Below are 21,394 nucleotides of genomic sequence, written 5' to 3'. Positions count from 1 at the left end.
GGCCTGTATTTTAGGGAGCGGGCCAAGGGCCCATGACAGTCATGTCTTTCAAGAATCTGCCGCTGGAGTCGCTGCCGCGCGAGAAGCTGCTCGCACTGGGGCCCGGCGCCCTCGCCGACGCCGAACTGCTCGCACTGCTGCTGCGCACGGGCATTCCCGGCAAGAATGTGCTGCAGCTCGCGCAGGAACTGCTCGATGGCTTCGGCGGCCTCAACGGGCTGCTTCATGCCGGACTCGACGACCTGAAGCGCATCAAGGGCCTGGGCGGCAGCGCCAAGCGCAGCAACCTGGCCGCCGTGCTCGAGGTGGCTCGGCGCGCCGTGGCCCAGCGCCTCAGGGAGCGAGATCTGTTCGATGCGCCCATGGCCGTGAAGCAGTATGTGCAACTGCATCTGGCGGCGCGGCCGCACGAAGTCTTCGCGGCGCTGTTCCTCGATGCCCAGCACCGCCTGATCGCGATGGAGGAACTCTTCCGCGGCACCCTGACGCAAACGAGCGTGTACCCCCGCGAAGTGGTGGCCTGCGCCCTGCGTCACCATGCCGCCGCCGTGATCCTCGCCCACAACCATCCCAGCGGCTGCGTCGAGCCCTCCCGCGCCGACGAAGCCCTGACGCAAACGCTCCAGGCCGCGCTGGCGCTGATCGACGTGCGGGTGCTGGACCATGTCATCGTGGCCCCGGGCCAGGCCCTCTCGATGGCGGAGCGCGGCCTCGTCTGAGCCTCGGCGCGCAAGCGCGTATGCTCGGCGAGGAAGCCCATGCCCAGAAGCAAGCCCCCAGCCCTCAAGAGCCTCTCCGATCTCAAGGGCGTGCAGAAGACACTGGCCGAGCAGCGCGAACGCGAAGCCGCCGAGGCGGTCGCACGCGCCGCGGCCGAAAAGAAGCGCGCCGCGGAGCAGGACCTGTTCGCGCGCGCCGTCGGTGCGACCCAGCCGCTGCGGCGCCGTGCTGCGGTGCCCCTGACGCCGGAGCCGCCGGCGCCGATCCCGGTGCAGCACCAACTCGACGAGCAGCGGGTGCTGCGCGAGTCGCTCTCCGACGAATTCGACGTCACCACCCTGCTCGATGCCGACGACGCGATGAGCTTTCGCCGTCCCGGCATCCCCACCGACGTGACGCGCAAGCTGCGCGCCGGCGAATGGAGCATCCAGCGTGAGATCGACCTGCACGGCATGCGCAGCGACGAGGCGCGCGAAGCACTGGGCAACTTCATCCGCGAGGCCGGCAAGCAGGGCGTGCGCTGCGTGCGCGTGGTGCACGGCAAGGGCCTGGGCTCACCCGGGCGCCAGCCGGTGCTCAAGGCCAAGGTGCAACGCTGGCTGATCCAGAAAAGCGAGACGCTGGCCTTCGTGCAGGCCAAGCCCGCCGAGGGCGGCGCGGGGGCGCTGGTGGTGCTGCTGACGCCGCAGCGGCGTTAGCCGTTCCTGTTCCGCATCCAGTCCGCAGTCTGGAAAAACGAATCGCGCAGGCGCGCGCGCAGGCCCTCGGGCACGCCGGTCTCGCCCATCGCCTGGTCCATGCAGGCCAGCCATTCGTCGCGCTCCTTGATGCCGATCGAGTGCCCGCCGATGCTTTGCGGCAGGTGCCGCGCCCGCAGCATCGGGTGCCCGAAGCGGTCGGTGTAGTGCTGCGGTCCGCCGAGCCAGCCGCAGAGAAACCAGAACAGGCGCTGGCGCGCGTTGTCCAGCGAGGGGCCGTGCACCGCGCGCAGCCGGGCATAGGCCGGCTCCAGCTCCATCAGGTCGTAGAAGCGCTCGACCAGGGCATGGACCTTCTCCTCGCCGCCGATCCATTCGAAAGGGGTGTCGAAGGGCGGCTTCTCTTGAATTTGCATGTCGGCAGTATGCATATGTGAAAGAGCTATTTCACCGCCCCGGCTTTTGTTGCTATGGTGCGGGCCCCTTTCAAGGAGAAAACAACATGCGCTTCCGTTTCGCCGCAGCCGCCTTCGCTGCGGCCGCCCTGCTCGCCGGCACCGCCGTCCATGCCGACCAGTTGGACGACATCAAGAAGAAGGGCCAGCTGGTCGTCGGCGTGCTCGGCACCGACGAGCCCGCCACCTTCATCGACCCCAAGACGCGCGAGATCATCGGCTACGAGGTCGACCTGGTGAACGCCATCGCGAAGAAGATCGGCGTCAAGCCGGTGCTCAAGCAGATCGCGGTCGCGGCGCGCATTCCCGAGCTGCAGCAGGGCCACGTGGACCTGGTCGCCGCCGGCCTCACGCACAACAAGGAGCGCGAGGCGCAGATCGACTTCTCGCTGACCACGTTCGTCACCGGGCAGAAGGCCATCGTGAAGAAGACGAGCAACATCACCGAGGTGTCGCAGCTGGGCGGCAAGAAAGTGCTGACCATTCGCGGCGGCACGCAGGAGCCCAACATCCGCAAGGCCGTGCCGAGCGCCGAGGTCGTGACCTTCGACACCAGCCAGCAGGCCTTCCAGGCGCTGCAGCAGGGCAAGGGCGTGGGCTACGTGGACGACGAGGCCGCGCTGCTCAACAGCTACGCCAAGCTGGGCCCGCAGAAGACGCAGTACGTGGTGCTGCCGCAGAACCTCAGCACCGAGGCGCTGGCCATCGGCATCAAGAAGGGTGAGACGGGCCTGAAGAAGGTCGTGGACGACACGCTGCGCGAACTCGAGAAATCGGGCGAGGCCGAGAAGATCTTCTTCAAGTGGTACGGCCCGAAGACCAAGTCGGGCTTCGACAAGCGCGGCTTCAAGCTCGAGACCGACAAGATCGACAGCTGATCCCCCGGATCGGCGCCCTGCCCGCGGCGCGCCGCGGGATGCGTACCATGTGCCCCGCGCTCTTCCGCCGGGGCACCGGCATTCCCCGTTCATGCCGCTCTTCGATTTTTCCCTGCTGCTGTCCGGCCAGTACCACGACATGCTGGTCGCGGGCTTCCTGCTCTCGCTGCAGCTGCTGGCCGCCTCGCTGGCGCTGGCCCTGCCGGTCGCGCTGGCGGTGGCGCTGCTGCGCCTGGCGCCGGTCGCGGCGCTGCGCGGGCTGGGCTTCGCCTATGTGGAGTCGATCCGCAACATCCCGCTGCTGGGCCACATGCTGTTCTGGTACTTCGGCGCGCCCGAGCTGCTGCCGGAGGACATCAAGCAGCGCCTCTACGCCGGCCGCATCGAGGCTCTCAGCGCCATCGTCGCTCTGGGCCTCTACACCGCAGCCTACATGGCCGAGGACATCCGCAGCGGCATCCGCGCCATCCCGGCGGTGCAGATGGAAGCGGGCCGGGCGCTGGGTTTCGGCTTCCTGGCCACCATGCGCCGCATCATCCTGCCGCAGGCCCTGCGCGTGACCATTCCGCCGCTGATCTCGCAGACGCTCAACCTCTGGAAGGGCACCAGCATCGCGACCGTGGTCGGCGTGGCCGAGCTGATGTACCAGGCCGGGCAGGTGGAGAGTGCCACCTTCCGCAGCGCCGAGTCCTTCGCCTTCGCCACCGCGGCCTACCTGACGGTGTCGCTGCTGATCACCGGCGCGGCGAGCTGGTATCAGCACCGCTTTCCGCCGAGGGCGCTGTGAGCAGGAGCGCCGCGCCATGATCGATCTGGTCCGCGACTACTGGGTCTACTTCCTGATCGGGCAGTATCCCAACGGCCCGCTGGGCGGCCTGGTGCTGACCGTGCTGCTCGCGGCCATGGGCCTCGTGCTCGCCCTGCCCTTCGGCCTGCTGCTGGGCCTGGCGCGGGTCAGCCCCTGGCGCTGGCTGCGCTGGCCCGTGACGACCGTCGCCTTCGTCGTGCGCGGCACGCCGCTCCTGATGGTGGTGTTCTGGGCCTACTTCTTCCTGCCCAGCGTGACCGGCGTCAAAACCGACCAGTTCACCACCATGCTGATCGCGCTGGTGGTCTTCGACGGCATCTACATCGGCGAGATCGTGCGCGCCGGCATCCTGGGCCTGCCGCGCGGCCAGGTGGAGAGCGCGCGCTCGCTGGGCCTGGGCTGGGGCCGCACCATGCGCTTCGTGGTGCTGCCGCAAGCGCTGCGCAGCATGCTGCCCTCGCTGGTGAACCAGTTCGTCTCCACCATCAAGGAGACCTCGCTGGGCTACATCATCGGGCTGGCGGAGGTCTCCTTCATCGCCTCGCAGATCAACACCCAGGTCTTCACCAAGCCGGTCCAGGTCTACTTCATCCTGGGCCTGACCTACTTCATCCTGTGTTTCGGCCTGTCGCGCTTCGCCTACTGGCTGGAAGCGAGAGCCGGCCGGCGCACCACCGTCCGCGAGGCACCGAAAGCTCCCGCATGATCGAATTCGACAAGGTCAACAAGTGGTACGGCAGCTACCAGGCACTGGTCGACGTGAGCGAGACCATCGCCCGCGGCGAGGTGGTGGTGGTCTGCGGGCCCTCGGGCTCGGGCAAATCCACGCTGATCCGCACCATCAACCGGCTGGAGCCGATCCAGGGCGGCCGCATCACCGTCGACGGCAAGGACATCCATGCGCGCGGCATCGACCTCAACGACTTCCGCTCGCACATCGGCTTCGTGTTCCAGCAGTTCAACCTGTTTCCGCACCTCACGGTGATCGGCAACTGCACGCTGGCACCGATCCAGCTGCGCGGGCTTTCGCGCGCCGAGGCCACCGCGCGCGCCATGGCCCTGCTCGAGCGCGTCGGCCTGGCGAACAAGGCCGATGCCTTTCCCTCCGAACTCTCGGGCGGCCAGCAGCAGCGCGTGGCGATCGCCCGGGCACTGGCCATGCAGCCGCCGCTGATGCTCTTCGACGAGCCCACCAGCGCGCTCGACCCGGAGATGGTGGGCGAGGTGCTGCTGGTCATGCGCGACCTCACGCGCGAGGGCATGACCATGGTGGTGGTGACGCACGAGATGGGCTTCGCGCGCGACGTGGCCGACCGCGTGCTCTTCATGGACGCCGGCCGGGTGCTGGAGCGGGCCACGCCGGACGACTTCTTCAACCGCCCGCAACACCCGCGCGCGCAGCAGTTTCTTGCCGACATCCGCACGCCCTTCGCCCATGCCGTCTGATACGCTGACCTCGATGAACCTCGCGCGCTCGCTGCCCCTGATCGACATCGCGCCGCTGGTCGCGCGCGCACCTGAACGCACCGCCGTCGCGAGCCAGATCGGCGAGGCATGCCGCGCGCACGGCTTCTTCTACGTCACCGGCCACGGCGTCGATCGCGCGCTCATGCAGCGCCTCGAAGACCTGAGCCGCGCCTTCTTCGCCCTGCCCGAAGCCACCAAGATGCAGTGGCGCATGGAACTGGGCGGGCGGGCCTGGCGCGGGTACTTCCCGACCGGCGGCGAGCTCACCTCGGGCCGGCCCGACTGGAAGGAAGGCCTCTACCTCGGCACCGAGCTGCCGGAGGACGATCCGCTGGTGCTCGCGCGCACGCCGGTGCACGGGCGCAACCTGTTCCCCGACATCCCGGGCTTTCGCGAGACCATCCTCGACTACATGGCCGCTGCCACGCGCCTGGGCCATGTGCTGATGGAAGGCATCGCGCTCAGCCTGGGCCTGCCCGCCGGCTACTTCGCGGAGCGCTACACGGCCGACCCGCTGATCCTGTTCCGCCTCTTCAACTACCCGACCCAGCCCGTGCCCGAGGGCCTGGACGTGGCCTGGGGCGTGGGCGAGCACACCGACTACGGCCTCCTCACCATCCTGCGGCAGGACGACATCGGCGGCCTGCAGGTGCGCACCGGCGAAGGCTGGATCGATGCCGCGCCGATCGCCGATGCCTTCGTCATCAACATCGGCGACATGCTCGACCGCATGACGGGCGGGCTGTACCGCTCGACGCCGCACCGCGTGGTGCGCAACACCTCGGGGCGGGACCGCCTGTCCTTCCCGCTGTTCTTCGACCCCAACTTCCATGCGCGCGTGAAGCCGATCGAGGGTTTACCCAGGCCCGTGGTGGTAGACGACAGCGCCACGCGATGGGACCATGCCAACGTGCATGCCTTCGACGGCATCTACGGCGACTACCTGCTGGCCAAGGTGTCGAAGGTATTTCCACAGTTGCGCGAGGCCGTGCTTCCCTGATTTCCGTCATTGCCTGCCTCAATGAACCCCATTGAGGCTTTGTATTGCCGGCCCGATCGCAACTGGCGTAGATTCCCTAGGCGCCGCTGCCCGCAGGCAGCGACGGTTCCGCTTGCATAAACCTAGCCACTCCCAGGAGAAAGCCATGGAATTGAAGGGATCGAGAACCGAGCAGAACCTGAAGGACGCCTTCGCAGGCGAATCCCAGGCCAACAGACGCTACCTGTACTTCGCGAACAAGGCCGACGTCGAAGGCCAGAACGATGTCGCAGCGCTGTTCCGCTCCACCGCCGAAGGCGAGACCGGCCATGCGCACGGCCACCTGGAGTTCCTCGAGCACGGCTCGGGCGACCCCGCCACCGGCCTGCCGATCGGCGACAGCCGCCTCAACCTGAAGGCCGCCGTGGCCGGCGAGACTCACGAGTACACCGACATGTACCCGGGCATGGCCAAGCAGGCCCGCGAAGAGGGCTTCGACGAGATCGCCAACTGGTTCGAGACGCTGGCCAAGGCCGAGCGCTCGCACGCCAACCGCTACACCAAGGCGCTCGAGGCGCTGGTCGACTGAGCCGCGCTGCGGCCATCGCGTTGCAGGGCCTCGGTGCACGGGCCTTCGCACGCCGATGGCGCGCATCGCGGCCGTCCCTTCCATGACGAATCGAGAAGGCAATCTCGAGGCGCCGACGCGCCACCCGGTGGACTGGAAGAACCCCGAGTTCTACGACCAGGCCGCGTGCGAGCGCGAGCTGACGCGCATCTTCGACATCTGCCACGGCTGCCGCCGCTGCGTCAGCCTGTGCCAGGCCTTCCCGACGCTGTTCGACCTGGTGGATGCCACCGAGGACGGCGAGGTGCACGGCGTCGACCCCAAGGCCTACGGCAGCGTGGTCGACCAGTGCTACCTGTGCGACCTGTGCTACATGACCAAGTGCCCCTACGTGCCGCCGCATCCGTGGAACGTGGACTTTCCGCACACCATGCTGCGCGCCAAGGCCATCAAGTTCCGCAATGGGGACGTTGGCGGCGGCGAGAAGCTGCTGGCCTCCACCGACGTGCACGGCCAGTTCGCCGGCATTCCGGTGGTGGTGCAGGCGGTCAACGCGCTCAACCGCACGAAGCCGATGCGCAAGTTGCTCGACAGCGCCCTGCACGTGCATCCCGATGCCTGGCTGCCCGACCTGGCAACGAAGCGATTCCGCTGGAGTGCGCCCGAAGACAAGAAGGCCCAGCCGGTGGTCGATGGCGAACGCACGCCGGGCAAGGTGGCCATCTTCTCGACCTGCTACGTCAACTACAACGAGCCCGGCATCGGCCTCGACCTGATCAAGCTGCTGCAGCACAACGACATCCCCTACACGGTGGTCAACAAGGAAAGCTGCTGCGGCATGCCCAAGCTGGAGCTCGGCGACCTGGAGGGCGTGGCGAAGCACAAGGAAGCCAACATCCCGGTGCTCGCGAAATACGCCAAGGACGGCTTCGCGATCCTCACCGCCATCCCTTCCTGCACGCTGATGTTCAAGCAGGAGATCCCGCTGCTCTTTCCCGATGATCCGGACGTGAAGCTGGTGCAGCAGGCCATGTTCGACCCCTTCGAGTACCTGGTCGCGCGCCACAAGGACGGCCTGCTCAAGACCGACTTCAAGACCGGGCTGGGCAAGCTCAGCTACCACATCCCCTGCCACGGCCGCGTGCAGAAGATCGGCCGCAAGACCGAGGAGATGTTCAAGCTGATCGGCCAGAGCGTGCCGGTGCAGCTCAACACGGTGGAGCGCTGCTCGGGCCACGCCGGCACCTATGGCGTGAAGACGCCCTACCACCCGGTGGCGATGAAGATCGGCAAGCCGGTGTTCAAGGCGATGGGCAAGGACCAGCCCGACTACATCAGCTCCGACTGCGCGCTGGCCGGCCACCACATCGCCCAGGGCATGGGCAACGAGGGCCTGCCGGCGGCGAAGCTGCAGCATCCGCTGAGCCTGGTGCGCATCGCGTACGGCCTGGAGTAACGTCATGAGCGTCATCACCCCCGACAGCCTGATGACCCTGGAGGCCTACGCGAAGATCCGCAAGTCGAGCGCGCCCGGGTTCATCGCCCACCGCAAGCTGCGCACCGTGCGCCTGGGCGAGCATGTGAGCGTGCAGTTCGAGGACGAGGTCACCATCCGCCGCCAGATCCAGGAGATGCTGCACATCGAGAAGATCTTCGAGGAGGACGGCATCCAGGGCGAGATCGACGCCTACCAGCCCCTGGTGCCCGACGGCAGCAACTGGAAGGCCACCATGCTGATCGAGTACACCGAGGTGCCCGAGCGCCAGCGCGAGCTGGCCCGGCTGATCGGCGTGGAGGACCGCGTGTTCGTCGAGGTCGAGGGCCATGCCCGCATCTACGCCATTGCCGACGAGGACCTGGACCGCGAGAACGACGAGAAGACCTCGGCCGTGCACTTCCTGCGCTTCGAGTTCGGCGATGCGCAACGCGCGGCGGTGCGCGCCGGTGCGCAGGTCAAGCTGGGCTGCGACCACACGCATTACCTGGCCCAGGCCGTCATCGCGGCGGAAACGCTGGCGAGCCTGGCGGGCGATCTGAGCGGCTGAGGCCGCGCTTTCCACATCGTCCGGCGCCTGCCCGCCACGTCGGTGACCTTCAGGTGCACGACCTCGCTGGCTCGAAGGCCCGAGAATCGCAGGCCGGCGGGGCTTCTTGATCCAACCGGGGGACCACCATGCATGACAGCGACCCGGAGGGCAAGCGCCTCCCCATCAAGCTCGACAGCACCTCGAATGGCGAGTTCGCACCGGTGTCACTGTGGCCGGCGAACATCGAAGCCAACCGCCTCGCACACGAGGCCACGGCCACGAACGCGAAGCGGCTGGGGTGCTCGAAGCGGGCGTTCCTGACCTCGTCCTGCGGCGCAGCCAGCACGCTGCTGGCCTTCAACGCGGCCAACGCCGCGGCCGGAAGGACCGGCGGCTTCTTCGAGCTGCCCCGCGACGCCGGGCTGGACATGCAGCTCGCGCGCGCGCAGGTCGGCCCCGCCAGGCAGGAGTTCATCCTCGACGTCCAGGGCCACTTCATCGACACGCCCAAAGGCAATTCGAAGAGCGCGGAGGTCTTCCTCAAGGACGTGTTCATGGACAGCGACACCGACGTGATGGTCCTGTCCTTCGTGCCCTCCGCCCGCGACGCCGAACCGGTCACGATCCAGGCCGCCGACGAGGTCCGCAGGCTGGTCGACAAGCTCGAGGGAACGCACCGGCTGCTGCTGCATGGACGCGTCAACCCGAACCAGCCCGGAGACCTCGAGGGCATGGACGAGTTGCACGAGAAGTGGGGCATCAGCGCCTGGAAGACCTACACGCAGTATGGACCGGGCGGCAAGGGCTACTTCCTGCACGACGACGTCGGCATCCGGTTCATCGAGAAGGCTCGCGCACTGGGCGTCAAGAACATCTGCATCCACAAGGGGCTGCCGTTCGGACCACGCTCCTACGAGCACAGCCAGTGCAGCGACATCGGCGTCGTCGCCAGGCGTTATCCGGACGTGAACTTCCTGATCTATCACTCGGGCTTCGTCAGCACGGTGACCGAAAAGGCCTACGACGCGAGCGGCAAGAGCGACGGCATCGACACGCTGATCACGTCCTTGCGCCAACACCAGGTCAAGCCGAACAGCAACGTCTATGCGGAGCTGGGCAGCACGTGGCGCTTCCTGATGCGCGACCCCGAACAGGCGGCTCACGCCCTGGGGAAGCTGATCGTCGCGTGCGGCGAGAACAACGTGCTGTGGGGCACGGATTCGATCTGGTACGGCTCACCGCAGGACCAGATCCAGGCCTTCCGGACGTTCCAGATCTCGGCGGAACTGCGCGAACGGCATGGCTATCCCGAGATGACGCCTGCGCTGCGGGCCAGGATATTCGGTCTCAATGCCGCGAACGTGTGCGGCTTGACGCCGACGGAAGTGAAGCGATACACCGCCCGCGACTCGGTCGCCCGAAAGCGCATGGCCTACCTGGAGAAACCCGATCCTCATTTCAGGACCTACGGGCCAAAGACGCGACGCGAGTTCCTCAGGGTGTTCGATCCCGCTGGCTGAGCTACATTGCGGGGGTCGCCACGGAGGCCGGTGCAATGCCGGTGCCGTACGGCCTGGACAATGCCCTCGACGGTTCTTGACGGAGGAGATCTCATGAGAATCCAGTACAGGCTTCAGCCCCAGAGCGGCGCTCCCGGCACGCGGAGGCCGGCATGACGCGCACGGTTCCCATCCCCCAGCCCAAGGGCGACCCCTTCATCGGCAACCTTCGCTCCGTCGACGGTGAAGCGCCGATCCAGGGCTTCATGCGCCTGGCGCAGACCTACGGGCCGATCTTCCAGCTCGACTTCTTCGGCCACCCGCTGATCGTGGTCAGCTCGCAGGAGTTGGTCAACGAGGTGTGCGACGAGAAGCGCTTCGACAAGCGCGTGGCGGGCGCACTGAAGAACATCCGCGACTTCGCCGGCGACGGCCTGTTCACCGCCAGGACAGACGAGCCCAACTGGGCCGTCGCGCACCGGCTGCTGATGCCGGCCTTCGGCCCCATCGGCATCCGCGGCATGTTCGACCGCATGCTGGACATCGCCGAGCAGATGGTGACGCGCTGGGAACGCTTCGGCCCCTCCCACGTGATCGAGGTGACCGAGGACATGACGCGCATGACCCTCGACACCATCGCGCTGTGTGCCTTCGACTACCGCTTCAACAGCTTCTACCAGACGGAGATGCACCCCTTCGTCGGCTCCATGGTCGATGCGCTGGCCGAGGCCGGCGCGCGCACGCGGCGGCCCGAGATCGCCAGCAAGCTGCTCCTGCGCACGCGCCGCGCCTACGAAGACGACCTGACGCTGATGCGCCAGATCGCCGACGAGCTGATCGCCGAGCGCAAGCGCGACCCGGAGGGCGCGCAGAAGAAGGACTTGCTGGGCATCATGCTGCAGGGGCGCGACCCGGTCACGGGCGAAGGCCTGTCGGACGAGAACATCCGCTACCAGCTGCTCACCTTCCTCATCGCCGGCCACGAGACGACCAGCGGCATGCTCTCGTTCGCCACCTACTTCCTGGTGAAGAACCCGCGGGTGCTGGCCAAGGCGCGCGCCGAGGTGGACGCCGTGCTGGGCGACGAGGTGCCGCGCATCGAGCACATCGGCAAGCTGCGCTACGTGGAGCAGGTGTTGATGGAGGCGCTGCGCATCTGGCCCACCGCGCCGGCCTTCTCGCTGCGCCCGAACGAGGACACCGTGATCGGCGGGCGCTACGCCATCCGCCGGCGCGACACGGTGATGGTGCTCAGCGCCATGCTGCACCGGGACCCCAAAGTCTGGGGCGACGACGTCGAGGCCTTCCACCCCGAGCGCTTCGATCCCGAGTCGATGGCCGCGCTGCCGCCCAACGCCTGGAAGCCCTTCGGCAACGGCCAGCGCGCCTGCATCGGCCGGCCCTTCGCGATGCAGGAGGCGGTCCTGCTGATGAGCCTGATCCTGCAGCGCTTCGACCTGATCGAGGACGACCCTTCCTACCAGCTCAAGGTGGCCGAGACGCTGACGCTCAAGCCCGCGGGCTTCCGCATCCGGGTCAAGCGGCGCGGCACGAGCTCGTTCAAGCCGCGCGGCCTGCTGGCGCCGCAGAAGGCCGCTGCACCCGCGCAAGCCCCTGTCGCCGCGCCCGCACTGGCGCCGGGCGTGCAGGCCACGCCGCTGCTGGTGCTGTACGGCTCCAACACCGGCTCCTGCGAGGCCTTCGCCGAGCGCATCGCCAGCGATGCCGGCGCGCAGGGCTATGCGGCGCAGGCGGCTTCGCTGGACGACCATGCGGGCAGCCTGCCGACCGAGGGCGTGGTGGTGATCATCACCGCCTCCTACGAGGGCCAGCCGCCCGACAACGCGCGCCAGTTCGCGGCCTGGCTGGACACGCTGTCGCAGGAGCCAGGGAAGGCGGACAGCCTGAAGGGCGTGCGCTATGCCGTGTTCGGCTGCGGCAACCGCCAGTGGGCCCGCACCTACCAGGCGGTGCCGCAGCGCTTCGACGCCGCGCTGGAAGCCGCCGGCGCCACCCGGCTGCGCCCGCGCGGCGAGACCGATGCCGGCGGCGACTTCTTCGGCGCCTTCGACGAGTGGTACGCCGCGCTGTGGACCGACTTCGGCCAGGCGCTGGGCAAGCAGGTGAAGGCCACCCCGGCCGGCACGCAGTTGCAGGTGGAGCGCCTCAAGGACGGCCGCGCCGCCCTGCTGCGGCTGGGCGACCTGCAGCACGGAGAGATCAAGGAGAACCGCGAGCTGGTGGACCTGCGCTCGCCCATGGGCCGCTCCAAGCGCCACATCGAGATCGCGCTGCCGCAGGACATGAGCTATCGCGCGGGCGACTACCTCTCGGTGCTGCCGCACAACCCCATCGGCGTGGTGATGCGCGCGCTCAAGCGCTTCGACCTGGCCTCCGACAGCCAGATCATCATCCGCAAGCCCGAGAGCAGCCTCACCTCGCTGCCGGTGAACCACCCGGTCAATGCGAGCGAGGTGCTGTTCAACTACGTGGAGCTGGCCCAGCCCGCGACCCGCGGCCAGGTGGCCACCCTGGCCGACGCCACCGAAGGCCCGCAGCAGGCCGAGCTGCGCGCACTGGCCGAGGAAGGCGCCTACCAGCGCGACGTGCTGGCCAAGCGCGTCAGCGTGCTGGAGCTGCTGGAGCGGTACCCGGCCTGCGGCCTGGACCTGGCCACCTTCTTCGAGATGCTGCCGCCGGCGCGGGCGCGCCAGTACTCCATCTCCTCGTCGCCGCTGTGGAACGCCGAGCGCTGCACGCTCACCGTGGCGGTGGTGGACGCACCGGCGCTGTCGGGCCGCGGACGCTACCAGGGCATGGCCTCCACCTACCTGGCCAACTGCGTGCCGGGCACGCGCGTGGTGGTCGCGGTTCGCTCGTCCAACGACCTGTTCCATCCGCCGGCCTCGCCCGAGGTGCCGATGGTGATGGTCTGCGCCGGCACCGGCCTGGCGCCCTTCCGCGGCTTCCTGCAGGAACGCGCCATGCAGGCGCAAAGCGGCCGCAGCGTGGCGCGTTCGCTGCTGTTCTTCGGCTGCGACCACCCGGACGTCGACTTCCTCTACAAGGACGAGCTGGCCGGCTGGGAAGCAGCCGGCGTGGTCAGCGTGCGGCCGGCCTTCTTCAAGGCGCCTGAAGGCGAGGTCAGCTTCGTGCAGCACCGGGTGTGGAAGGACCGCGCCGACGTCTCGGAGCTGTTCCGCAAGGGCGCGCACGTCTACGTCTGCGGCGACGGCCGCCACATGGCGCCCGCCGTGCGCGAGACCTTCGTCCGCATCTACCAGGAGGCCGTGGGCGCCACGCCCGAAGCGGCCGAAGCCTGGGTGGAGAAGATCGAGCGCGAGAGCGGGCGGTACGTCTCCGACGTGTTCGCCTAGAACGTCAGATCTTCGCCAGCGCCTGGGCCAGGTCGGCGCGCAGGTCTTCCAGCGCCTCCACGCCCACCGACAGCCGCACCAGCCCGTCGCCGATGCCCAGGCGCGCACGCGTCTCGGCCGGGATGGTGGCGTGGGTCATGATGGCCGGGTGCTCGATCAGGCTCTCGACCCCGCCCAGGCTCTCGGCCAGCGAGAAGATGCGCACCGCCTCCAGGAAGCGGCGCGCGCCGGCGAGGTCGGTGCGCAGGTCGATCGAGATCATGCCGCCGAAGCCCTGCTGCATCTGCCGCTTCGCCAGTTCGTGCTGCGGATGCGAGGGCAGGCCCGGGTAGTGCACGCGCGTCACCTGCGGCTGCGCCTCCAGCCATTGCGCCAGCGCCATCGCATTGCTGCAATGGCGCTCCATGCGCAGCGCCAGGGTCTTCACGCCGCGCAGGGTGAGGAAGCTGTCGAAGGGCCCGGCAATGGCGCCCACCGCGTTCTGCAGGAAGCCAAGGCGCTCGCGCAGCGGCGCATGGCGCTCCTCTCGGCCGACCACCGCCACGCCGCCGATGACGTCCGAATGGCCGTTGAGGTACTTGGTGGTGGAGTGCACCACGACGTCGAAGCCCAGCTCCAGCGGGCGCTGCACGAAGGGGCTGGCGAAGGTGTTGTCGGCCACGCAGAGGATGCCGCGCTCGCGGCAGATCGCGGCGATGGCGCGCAGGTCGGCCAGTCGCAGCAGCGGGTTGGTCGGCGTCTCCACCCACACCATGCGCGTCTCGGGGGTCAAGGCCTCCAGCAGACGCACCGGGTCGGTCAGGTCGACGAAGCTGAAACGATGCCCCGCGCTGCGAACGCGCACGCGCTCGAACAGGCGGAAGGTGCCACCGTAGACATCGTCGCCCGAGACGATGTGGGCATTGGCATCCAGCAGCTCCAGCGTGGTCGAGATCGCGGCCAGGCCGGAGGCGAAGGCGAAGGCCGCGGAGCCGCCTTCCAGGTCGGCCACGCAGCGCTCCAGCGCCCAGCGGGTGGGGTTGTGCGAACGGCCGTAGTCGAGGCCCTTGTGCACGCCCGGGCTCTGTTGCACGTAGGTCGAGGTGGCGAAGATGGGCGGCATGATCGCGCCGGTCGCGGGCTCGGGCGACTGGCCGGCGTGGATCACGCGGGTGGCGAAATCGAGTCCGCCATGGGGGTCCTGGTCCTGGCTCACTTCAGCTTTCTCCGGAGATGGTTCAGAAGGTCGGTGCGGGTGATGAGGCCGTGGAAGCCGTCCTCGTCCGAGATCATCGCGACCAGCCCGCGGTCGAGCACGGCCTCGAGCTCGGCCAGGCTGGCGCTGGCCGGCAGGGTCTCGGGCAGGTCGGTCATGGCGTCCTTCACGCTCGAACGGAAGCGGTCCGCGTCGGTGTGTACGCAGAGGAGCAGGTCGGACTCGTCGATCACGCCGATCAGCTGCGTGCCATCCAGCACCGGCAGCTGCGACACGTCGGCCAGGCGCATGCGCTGGAAGGCGGTGAGCAGTGTGTCCTCGGGGCCGACGCTGATGACGCTGCCGTCCTCGAAGCGGCGCGACACCACGTCGCGCAGGTCGCCGAAGCGCTGGCGCTCGAGCAGGCCCTGGTCGAGCATCCACTGGTCGTTGTAGACCTTCGAGAGGTAGCGCGTGCCGGTGTCGCAGACGAAGCTGACCACGCGCAGCGGTTGGGTCTGCTCGCGGCAGAAGCGCAGCGCGGCGGCCAGCAGCGTGCCGGTGGAAGAGCCGGCGAGGATGCCCTCGGCCCGCAGCAGCTCGCGGGCGGTGCCGAAGCTCTCCTCGTCGGTGATGGAGTAGGCCTTCTTCACGCCGGAGAGGTCGGCGATGCCGGGGATGAAGTCCTCGCCGATGCCCTCGACGGCCCACGATCCGGCCTCGCCCACTTTGCCGCTGCGCGTGTATTCGGCCACCACCGAGCCGGCCGGGTCGGCCAGCACGAAGAAGAGCCCGGGCTGCACCTCGCGGAAGTAGCGCGTCAGCCCGGTGACGGTGCCGCCCGAGCCGACGCCGACCACGATCGCGTCCACGTCATGGCCGGTCTGCTGCCAGATCTCCGGGCCGGTGCTGGAGGCATGCGCCAGCGGGTTGTCGGGGTTGTTGAACTGGTCGGCGAAGAAGGCGCCCGGGATCTCCTTCGCCAGCCGCGCCGCGTAGTCCTGGTAGTACTCGGGATGGCCCTTGCCGACATCGGAGCGCGTGGTGTGGACCTCGGCACCCAATGCCTTGAGGTGCAGCACCTTCTCGATGGCCATCTTGTCGGGCACCACCAGCACCACCCGGTAGCCCTTGGCCCGCGCCACCAGCGCCAGGCCCAGGCCGGTGTTGCCGGCGGTGGCCTCGACCACGGTGCCGCCGGGCTTCAGGCGGCCATCGCGCTCGGCCGCGTCGATCATCGCGAGGCCGATGCGGTCCTTGATCGAGCCGCCGGGGTTCTGCGACTCGAGCTTGAGGAACAGCGTGCAGGGGCCGGTGTCCAGGCGCGTGATGGGCACCAGCGGCGTGTTGCCGATCAGGTCGAGGACGGCGGGGCGGGTCTCGGTCATGCGGTCACCTCTCGCGACCATGCTAACCCGCCCGCACTAAAGTAGCAGTAGGCGAGTGTCGCGAACCGCTTGCCGCGCCATGTCACATCGTGCAGATCACTCGCAGCGATTCGGAACACGAGATACAGGGCCGCCAGCACAGCCACCGCCGCAGATATGACCAGGATGTGCTCCACCTTGCCCACCCATGGTGCGCTTCTCCCTTGGCTCGGTTTTCTTGGGGCTTTGACAGAAACTGCTGCAGCGCCGCTTCTTGCTGCGGGGTCGGGGCATCAGTCGGCAGGCTTGACTTCAAACTTCAGACACCCTCGCCCCTTCGGGCCATCACTCGTATCTCCACTGCTTGCTCCTGGGTCAACATCGACGGCCAAAAGGCCGTCATCCTTACCCAGGTGGGTCACTTTTACTTCGGCGCAGTGGGTCAGTATTACTTCGGCGCCAACATCTAGCGCCGCTCGCCTATCCAAGTGGCCAAGTCATACACGGCAAGCACATTGCCAGGAACGGTTCGAAGAGCTTCTTGGTCGTTCCGATTCAAAAGCTCTCGTTGCGTTAGAGGCAAAGCCCCCCTCAACAATGACTCGAGCATCTCTCGCGTTTCCTTTTCAAGCTGAGAGTTCTTGCCTGCGGCTCGCCGCAGAGGTATCACCCCAAATACGTCATTGACCACGTACATTTTCTGCAGAGACCGCTCGACCTCTAAGGATCCGACACGCTCGACGGTTAGCTTCTTGCCGTTCGCGCCACGTACTTGGACTGCCATCGAGCCACCATCCGCCCCGGCGCGAGTGCTCGTGATAGTCACAGGTTGCGTCAGTTCGTGCGGATCGGCTATGTCGCCATATGCGAACACCCCAGCCCACACAGCCACCAACAATACGCTGGCAATCAAAACAAGTTTTTGCTGCTTCACTTCATTGCCTCCTAGGAGAACGAGTCACCCACTGTCCTGGAGAACCTTTGAAGCCTCCCCAGTACCAACCCCAGATACCACCAAATCCATACCCTCCGCTCATGCGAGGAAGCATTTCCAGATAGCCATCTGGTCCAGTGACAGGCACTCCGAGTTGATCTGCTAGCTTCTGATTGAACCCGTTGTCCGCGCCAACGTAACAGGCTTTGACGGTTATCGGCATACCAGGCTTCCATAAGCCAGATTTTTTGATGAGGTTGGCAGCTTCGTTGGGACCCAAGGCCTTTGTCGTCCCATCTCTCTGATCGGCAATTGCAGAGTCATTCCCGTGACCATACAAGATGAGAGTTCCCTGAATATCAGGATCAGAAGCGGCCGAACCTTGCAGTGCAAAGTCGCGTGGATTTCCAAGCACAAGTTTCTCGAGACCCCAGGGATCCATGTAGCTCAGAGGATTGCCGTCGACATACAGGTAGCCGTTTGGCCCGCCCGCCCAACCAATCGGATCAAACTGCGTGTACCGCCCGATCCTCGGGTCAAGGCTGCGGAAACGGTTGTCAAACAGCCCGCTTTCTTTGTCGTAATACTGCCCCGGCCAACGCAGGTTCATCACGACCTCAGAGATGCCCGTCGTCCCCGGATTCGGATTGATGTCCAGGTTCGCGAACCGGTACTTCGCCAAGGTCGGCGCGTTGTCGCCGAAGGCACTGTACGCCCACTGCCAGACTGCTTGGCCGGTTGAGTCCGTGAGGCGCCTCGGGGTGTTGAGGTGGTCGCTGTGCACCGCGTAGAGCTGGCCGTTGATGACGGCCGCAACCGGCATCGGTCCACTCGCCGTTGGCAGGTAGATGTAGCTCGTGCTGCCCGTGCTGTTGGCTCCACCCGTGCCCGTCTCCGCCAGCAGACTGCCGTCCTCGTCGTACATGAAGGCAAAGCCCTGCTTCTCCGCTTCCGTGGTGTTCGGCCCCCACAGCTTCGTGAAGAAGTTCAGCAGACTCTGGAAGAAGCCCGGGTCCGTTTCATCACCCTCTGCGGGCGGATACAACGGCTCGGTTTTGAAGACCCGTTGTCCCAGCGCGTTGTGTGCATAGCGCGTGGTCGGGCTGGCATCGGTGGCCCCCGTGGTCGCGGCGCTCAATCGCCCCTCGGCGTTGTAGCTGTAGGTCCTCAGCCCATCGCTGATCAGATCCCCGTTGGCGTTGTACGTGTAGGCCACATTCGTCGTGGTGCCGCCCGCGCTCTGACTGAAGCCGTCCAGCCTGTTGCTGCTGCCGTTGATTGTGTAGCCGCGGCCGGTGGTCTGCCCGCCCTGCGTCTTCGTGCTCGCGCTGCGGTTCCCATTGGCGTCATACCCGAAACTCGTCTGGCTCCCCTTGGCATTGAACCCGGTGATGCGCCCGACGCTGTCATAGCTCACGTTCCAGGTGCTGTTCGCGCTGGCGATGCTGCTGTGGGTCGGATCGCTGTCTCCAGGCAGCAGCAGCTTCTGCGTCAGGCTGGTGATGCGCCCGGCCGCGTCATACACGTAGTTGGAGAATTCGGTGCTGGTCATCCGCCCGGCGGTGTCGTAGCTGCGGCCGGCACCGAGGGTCTGACTCACAAATGGCCAGTTCCACGCGGTGGGCTGGCCCATCGGGTTCCAGGCCAGCCCTGCAACGACCGGACTGCCGTTCCTGTTGATCTGGATGAGACGGCCGGTGGCGTCGTACAGGTAGTCCAGTTGCGACCCGTCGGGGTATGTGATGCTGGCGAGCTGCCCGGCCAGGGTGTAGCCATAGACGACCCGCTGGCTCAGGCCGTTGACCAAGGTCTGGATCTGAACGCGGACACGGCCGAACACATCCCGCGTGTAGGTGGTGGTGCCGCTGCGGTCGGTGAAGGATGTCAGGTAGCCCTTGGAGCCCTTGGCCTTGTCGTAGACCAGGCTGGTGGTCTGGCCGTCGGCGAAGGTGATGAGGATCGGGCGGCCCAGCAGGTCGCGCTGGATCTGAGTGGCCTGGCCCATGGCATCGGTGATGCTGCTGGGCAGGCCTAAAGCGTCGTACTGGGTGCGGGTGGTGCCGATGTCGGCGCTGCTCTCCGAGGTGGCGTTGCCCAAGGCATCGCGGGCGTAAGTGGTGGCCACGCCCTTGAAGTCGCTGGCCCGGGTGACGGCATCGAGGGCGTTGTAGCCGAGGGTGGCCGTGGCATTGGCTGCGTTGGTGATGGCCTTGATGCGGCGCAGGGGGTCGAGGCCGTAATGGGTGCTCTGGTTCAGGCCATTGGTCTCGGAGACCCGCTCACCGTTAGCGTCGTAAGCAAAGCTGTCCGTCTGGTTGGGGCCTGCGGTGCTGGCGGCGAGGCGATTAAGGCTGTTGATGCTGCGCGCCGTCGTCCAGGCCACTGCGCCGGCACTGTTCCTGACCTGCTCGGCCGTGCGGTTGCCCATCGCATCGAGGGTGTAGCTGCCGCTTTCGCCGCGGTTGTTGCTCCAGCCGGTGAGACGGTGAGCAGAGTCGTAGGCGTAGGAGAGCGACAACCCATCGGGCAAAGTCTGGGTGTCGAGCAGGCCCGTGGGCTGGTAGCTCAGCGTGGTGGCGGGCTGGTTGCCGACGGTCTTGCTGAGGAGGCGATCGCGGGTGTCCCAGGTGTAGCTGGTGACCAGGCCGTTGGGGGCGATGGTGGCGATGAGGCGGTTGGCGCTGTCGTAGGCGTACTGGGTGACGTGGCCCAGGGCGTTGGTGGACTTGACCAGGTTGCCGCTGGGGTCGTACTCGAAGGTGGTGAGGGCGCCGTTGGGCGCGGTCTCGGTGGCGGCCAGCCCTTGCGCGTTCCACGTCCAACGCCAGGTGCGGGTGGTGTTGGGTGAAGAGGCGGTGTCGGTGATGGCCCGCGAGAGGGTGTTGCCCTTGTCGTCGTACGTGTAGGCGGTGGTGCGGCCAGCCTGGGTGATCAGCACCGGCAGGGAGAAGGTGGCGTGCCACTGCGTCGCGACGGTCTGGGCCTCGGGTGTGCCGGCAGCGCGAGTGACCGAGGCGGGCAGGCGGCGTGCGACGTCCCATGTCGTGTCTGTCTTGACGCCCTTGAAGTCGGTCTCGCTGGTGATCAGGCCGTTGGCGTCCTGAGTCCGTGAGGCGGCATCGCTCCCCCCGGTGCCGGAAGGCAAGGAGCTGCCAGCGACGGCCAGCTTGTTCTTGTTGCTGCCATAGACGTAGCTGCGCTCGGTGCCCAGGGGGTCCCGGACGCTGGCGCTGTTGCTGTCGGGATAGGAGACGTCGTAGCGCTCGGCGCCCCCGGCCAGTTGGGTGCTCGTGGCACGGCCCAGGCTGTCGTACCCGAAGCTGCCCCAGCGCACGCCGCTCTCGTCGACGATGCCGGTGAGGGCATGCGGGTAGCTGCTGTTCTCGTACAGATAGCCGCGGCTCTTGCCGTCGGGGTAGGTCACGAAGGCGAGCCGATCCATCGTGTCGTAGGAATAGCCGATGGTGCGGCCATCGGGCGTGGTCACGGTCGAGAGCCGGCCCGCGCCGTCGTAGCCCAGGGACAGAGTACGACCGAAGCCATTGTGGACCATGGTCAGGCGGCCCGAGCTATCGTGGCCATACGTGGTGACGAAGCCGCCACGCTCGGTCTTGGTCTGCAGCCTGCCGGACGAATCAAAGGTGAGCTGGGTATCGTTGTCTGCGCGCTTGTAGATCCAGCCTGAGGGGGTCGCGCTCAGCGAGTCCGCACTGTTGTCTGCGGTCCAGATTGCGCTCGAGGGCGCCTTCGAGAAGGTGCGCCGATGGCCTTCGGGGTCGATGATGGCGAAGGTCTGGGAAGTCACGCCAAGCTGCAGTTGGAAGGAGAGGCTGTGGTTCCAGGCGACCCCCAGCCCGGTAGGGAGGCCGGGCCTGCTGCTCCCCCAGTTGCTGCGATAGAAGCGTGTCATGCCGAGCGCAGCAGGCCCGGAGTCCGTCCAGTCGGTTTCGGCACGAATCTTCTCGGCACCGGCGAGGAAGATGGGATTGCCGGAATACGACCCTGCGCTACAGGAATCCTGCTCCGACTCGGGGGGCGTCGCCGAGACGCACCGCAGTGGAAAGGCTGAAGGATCGGCCTTGTAGCCGGAGGAGCACTTGCACGATGGCGCCTCCCAGGCGCGAATCCAGGGCTGGGAATGGGGGTCTTCGCAATCGACAGCGCTCGCGTCTATCGTCCCGAGGTAGTCGTCGTCGTTGGGGTTCTGTGTCAGGTAGTACTGGCAGGTCGTCGGGCTGTGGCTGGGGATGAAGTAGCCCAGCTCGGGAAATTTGTACGCCCTGCACAGATCGTCCATGCTCTGGAATATCGGGACATCCGAAAAGGGCCGGTGTCCCGAGAAGTAGTACCACGTCGTCGCATTCGCCTGTCCCGCGAAACACGCGAGCACGATAGGCATGGCGTGCCACAGTTTCTTGTTGATCATTCCGCTCCCTGGGTTGT

At 67.0% G+C, this 21,394-nt stretch carries 17 protein-coding genes; 12 read left to right on the top strand and 5 right to left on the bottom strand.

Annotated features, from left to right (window positions below; translation table 11 throughout):
* The first annotated feature begins 41 nt into the window (after positions 1-41).
* Positions 42-719: a RadC family protein gene (gene radC, locus A8M77_RS10815; protein WP_086921566.1), complete on the top strand. Its 678-nt coding sequence runs from the start codon at positions 42-44 to the stop codon at positions 717-719.
* 39 nt (positions 720-758) lie between these two features.
* Positions 759-1,418 (top strand): Smr/MutS family protein, encoded by a 660-nt coding sequence (locus A8M77_RS10810; RefSeq protein WP_086921565.1) that lies wholly within the window; start codon positions 759-761, stop codon positions 1,416-1,418.
* Here A8M77_RS10810 and A8M77_RS10805 read toward each other — a convergent pair.
* Positions 1,415-1,834 (bottom strand): group II truncated hemoglobin, encoded by a 420-nt coding sequence (locus A8M77_RS10805; protein WP_086921608.1) that lies wholly within the window; start codon positions 1,832-1,834, stop codon positions 1,415-1,417. The genes A8M77_RS10810 and A8M77_RS10805 overlap by 4 nt on opposite strands.
* 86 nt (positions 1,835-1,920) lie before the next feature.
* Here A8M77_RS10805 and A8M77_RS10800 point away from each other — a divergent pair, with 86 nt between their 5' ends.
* The 10 genes from A8M77_RS10800 (at position 1,921) to A8M77_RS10755 (ending at position 13,476) form a co-directional block, all read left to right on the top strand.
* Positions 1,921-2,751: an ABC transporter substrate-binding protein gene (locus A8M77_RS10800; RefSeq protein WP_086921564.1), complete on the top strand. Its 831-nt coding sequence runs from the start codon at positions 1,921-1,923 to the stop codon at positions 2,749-2,751.
* A 91-nt stretch (positions 2,752-2,842) separates the two neighbouring features.
* Positions 2,843-3,538: an amino acid ABC transporter permease gene (locus A8M77_RS10795; RefSeq protein WP_086921563.1), complete on the top strand. Its 696-nt coding sequence runs from the start codon at positions 2,843-2,845 to the stop codon at positions 3,536-3,538.
* Positions 3,539-3,554: 16 nt separating this feature from the next.
* Positions 3,555-4,265, top strand: coding sequence for an amino acid ABC transporter permease (locus tag A8M77_RS10790; RefSeq protein ID WP_086921562.1), 711 nt, complete (start codon positions 3,555-3,557; stop codon positions 4,263-4,265).
* Positions 4,262-5,005 carry an amino acid ABC transporter ATP-binding protein gene (locus A8M77_RS10785; protein WP_086921561.1) on the top strand — a complete coding sequence of 248 codons (744 nt, stop codon included), beginning with the start codon at positions 4,262-4,264 and terminating at the stop codon, positions 5,003-5,005. Before A8M77_RS10790 ends, A8M77_RS10785 begins: the two co-directional genes overlap by 4 nt.
* Positions 4,995-6,026, top strand: coding sequence for an isopenicillin N synthase family dioxygenase (locus A8M77_RS10780; protein WP_238136780.1), 1,032 nt, complete (start codon positions 4,995-4,997; stop codon positions 6,024-6,026). The genes A8M77_RS10785 and A8M77_RS10780 overlap by 11 nt, the downstream gene beginning before the upstream one ends.
* Positions 6,027-6,171: 145 nt before the next feature.
* The gene (locus A8M77_RS10775; RefSeq protein WP_086921559.1) at positions 6,172-6,594 is read left to right on the top strand and encodes a rubrerythrin family protein; all 423 of its coding nucleotides are present in this window, start codon (positions 6,172-6,174) and stop codon (positions 6,592-6,594) included.
* A gap of 82 nt (positions 6,595-6,676) precedes the next feature.
* Entirely contained in the window at positions 6,677-8,029 is a 1,353-nt protein-coding gene (locus A8M77_RS10770; RefSeq protein WP_086921607.1) for a (Fe-S)-binding protein, read from the top strand.
* 4 nt (positions 8,030-8,033) lie between these two features.
* Entirely contained in the window at positions 8,034-8,618 is a 585-nt protein-coding gene (locus A8M77_RS10765; RefSeq protein ID WP_086921558.1) for a DUF3501 family protein, read from the top strand.
* A 128-nt stretch (positions 8,619-8,746) separates the two neighbouring features.
* On the top strand, positions 8,747-10,120 hold the full coding sequence (locus A8M77_RS10760) for an amidohydrolase family protein (protein ID WP_086921557.1): 1,374 nt from the start codon (positions 8,747-8,749) through the stop codon (positions 10,118-10,120).
* A 152-nt stretch (positions 10,121-10,272) separates the two neighbouring features.
* Positions 10,273-13,476 (top strand): bifunctional cytochrome P450/NADPH--P450 reductase, encoded by a 3,204-nt coding sequence (locus A8M77_RS10755; RefSeq protein WP_086921556.1) that lies wholly within the window; start codon positions 10,273-10,275, stop codon positions 13,474-13,476.
* A 4-nt stretch (positions 13,477-13,480) separates the two neighbouring features.
* Here A8M77_RS10755 and A8M77_RS10750 read toward each other — a convergent pair whose 3' ends face one another.
* From A8M77_RS10750 to A8M77_RS10730, 4 genes are all read right to left on the bottom strand, one after another.
* Positions 13,481-14,671, bottom strand: coding sequence for a trans-sulfuration enzyme family protein (locus A8M77_RS10750; protein WP_086921555.1), 1,191 nt, complete (start codon positions 14,669-14,671; stop codon positions 13,481-13,483).
* Positions 14,668-16,038 carry a pyridoxal-phosphate dependent enzyme gene (locus A8M77_RS10745; protein WP_086921554.1) on the bottom strand — a complete coding sequence of 457 codons (1,371 nt, stop codon included), beginning with the start codon at positions 16,036-16,038 and terminating at the stop codon, positions 14,668-14,670. Before A8M77_RS10745 ends, A8M77_RS10750 begins: the two co-directional genes overlap by 4 nt.
* 445 nt (positions 16,039-16,483) lie before the next feature.
* The gene (locus A8M77_RS35165) at positions 16,484-16,951 is read right to left on the bottom strand and encodes a hypothetical protein (RefSeq protein ID WP_143694580.1); all 468 of its coding nucleotides are present in this window, start codon (positions 16,949-16,951) and stop codon (positions 16,484-16,486) included.
* Between the two features lies 1 nt (position 16,952).
* Positions 16,953-21,377, bottom strand: coding sequence for an RHS repeat-associated core domain-containing protein (locus A8M77_RS10730; RefSeq protein ID WP_086921551.1), 4,425 nt, complete (start codon positions 21,375-21,377; stop codon positions 16,953-16,955).
* Between the last annotated feature and the right edge of the window lie 17 nt (positions 21,378-21,394).

It is taken from the genome of Variovorax sp. JS1663, from assembly GCF_002157355.1.
Lineage (GTDB): Bacteria > Pseudomonadota > Gammaproteobacteria > Burkholderiales > Burkholderiaceae_C > Variovorax.
This window is presented reverse-complemented; position numbering and strand designations above follow the sequence as displayed.

Excerpts from the sequence above, each read along its gene's own strand:
- A8M77_RS10770 (WP_086921607.1), top strand. The coding sequence starts at position 6,677 with ATGACGAATCGAGAAGGCAATCTCGAGGCGCCGACGCGCCACCCGGTG.
- radC (WP_086921566.1), top strand. The coding sequence starts at position 42 with ATGTCTTTCAAGAATCTGCCGCTGGAGTCGCTGCCGCGCGAGAAGCTG.
- A8M77_RS10795 (WP_086921563.1), top strand. The coding sequence starts at position 2,843 with ATGCCGCTCTTCGATTTTTCCCTGCTGCTGTCCGGCCAGTACCACGAC.
- A8M77_RS10775 (WP_086921559.1), top strand. The coding sequence starts at position 6,172 with ATGGAATTGAAGGGATCGAGAACCGAGCAGAACCTGAAGGACGCCTTC.
- A8M77_RS10730 (WP_086921551.1), bottom strand. The coding sequence starts at position 21,377 with ATGATCAACAAGAAACTGTGGCACGCCATGCCTATCGTGCTCGCGTGT.
- A8M77_RS10760 (WP_086921557.1), top strand. The coding sequence starts at position 8,747 with ATGCATGACAGCGACCCGGAGGGCAAGCGCCTCCCCATCAAGCTCGAC.
- A8M77_RS10755 (WP_086921556.1), top strand. The coding sequence starts at position 10,273 with ATGACGCGCACGGTTCCCATCCCCCAGCCCAAGGGCGACCCCTTCATC.
- A8M77_RS10810 (WP_086921565.1), top strand. The coding sequence starts at position 759 with ATGCCCAGAAGCAAGCCCCCAGCCCTCAAGAGCCTCTCCGATCTCAAG.
- A8M77_RS10785 (WP_086921561.1), top strand. The coding sequence starts at position 4,262 with ATGATCGAATTCGACAAGGTCAACAAGTGGTACGGCAGCTACCAGGCA.
- A8M77_RS10745 (WP_086921554.1), bottom strand. The coding sequence starts at position 16,038 with ATGACCGAGACCCGCCCCGCCGTCCTCGACCTGATCGGCAACACGCCG.
- A8M77_RS10790 (WP_086921562.1), top strand. The coding sequence starts at position 3,555 with ATGATCGATCTGGTCCGCGACTACTGGGTCTACTTCCTGATCGGGCAG.
- A8M77_RS10765 (WP_086921558.1), top strand. The coding sequence starts at position 8,034 with ATGAGCGTCATCACCCCCGACAGCCTGATGACCCTGGAGGCCTACGCG.
- A8M77_RS10805 (WP_086921608.1), bottom strand. The coding sequence starts at position 1,834 with ATGCAAATTCAAGAGAAGCCGCCCTTCGACACCCCTTTCGAATGGATC.
- A8M77_RS10780 (WP_238136780.1), top strand. The coding sequence starts at position 4,995 with ATGCCGTCTGATACGCTGACCTCGATGAACCTCGCGCGCTCGCTGCCC.
- A8M77_RS10800 (WP_086921564.1), top strand. The coding sequence starts at position 1,921 with ATGCGCTTCCGTTTCGCCGCAGCCGCCTTCGCTGCGGCCGCCCTGCTC.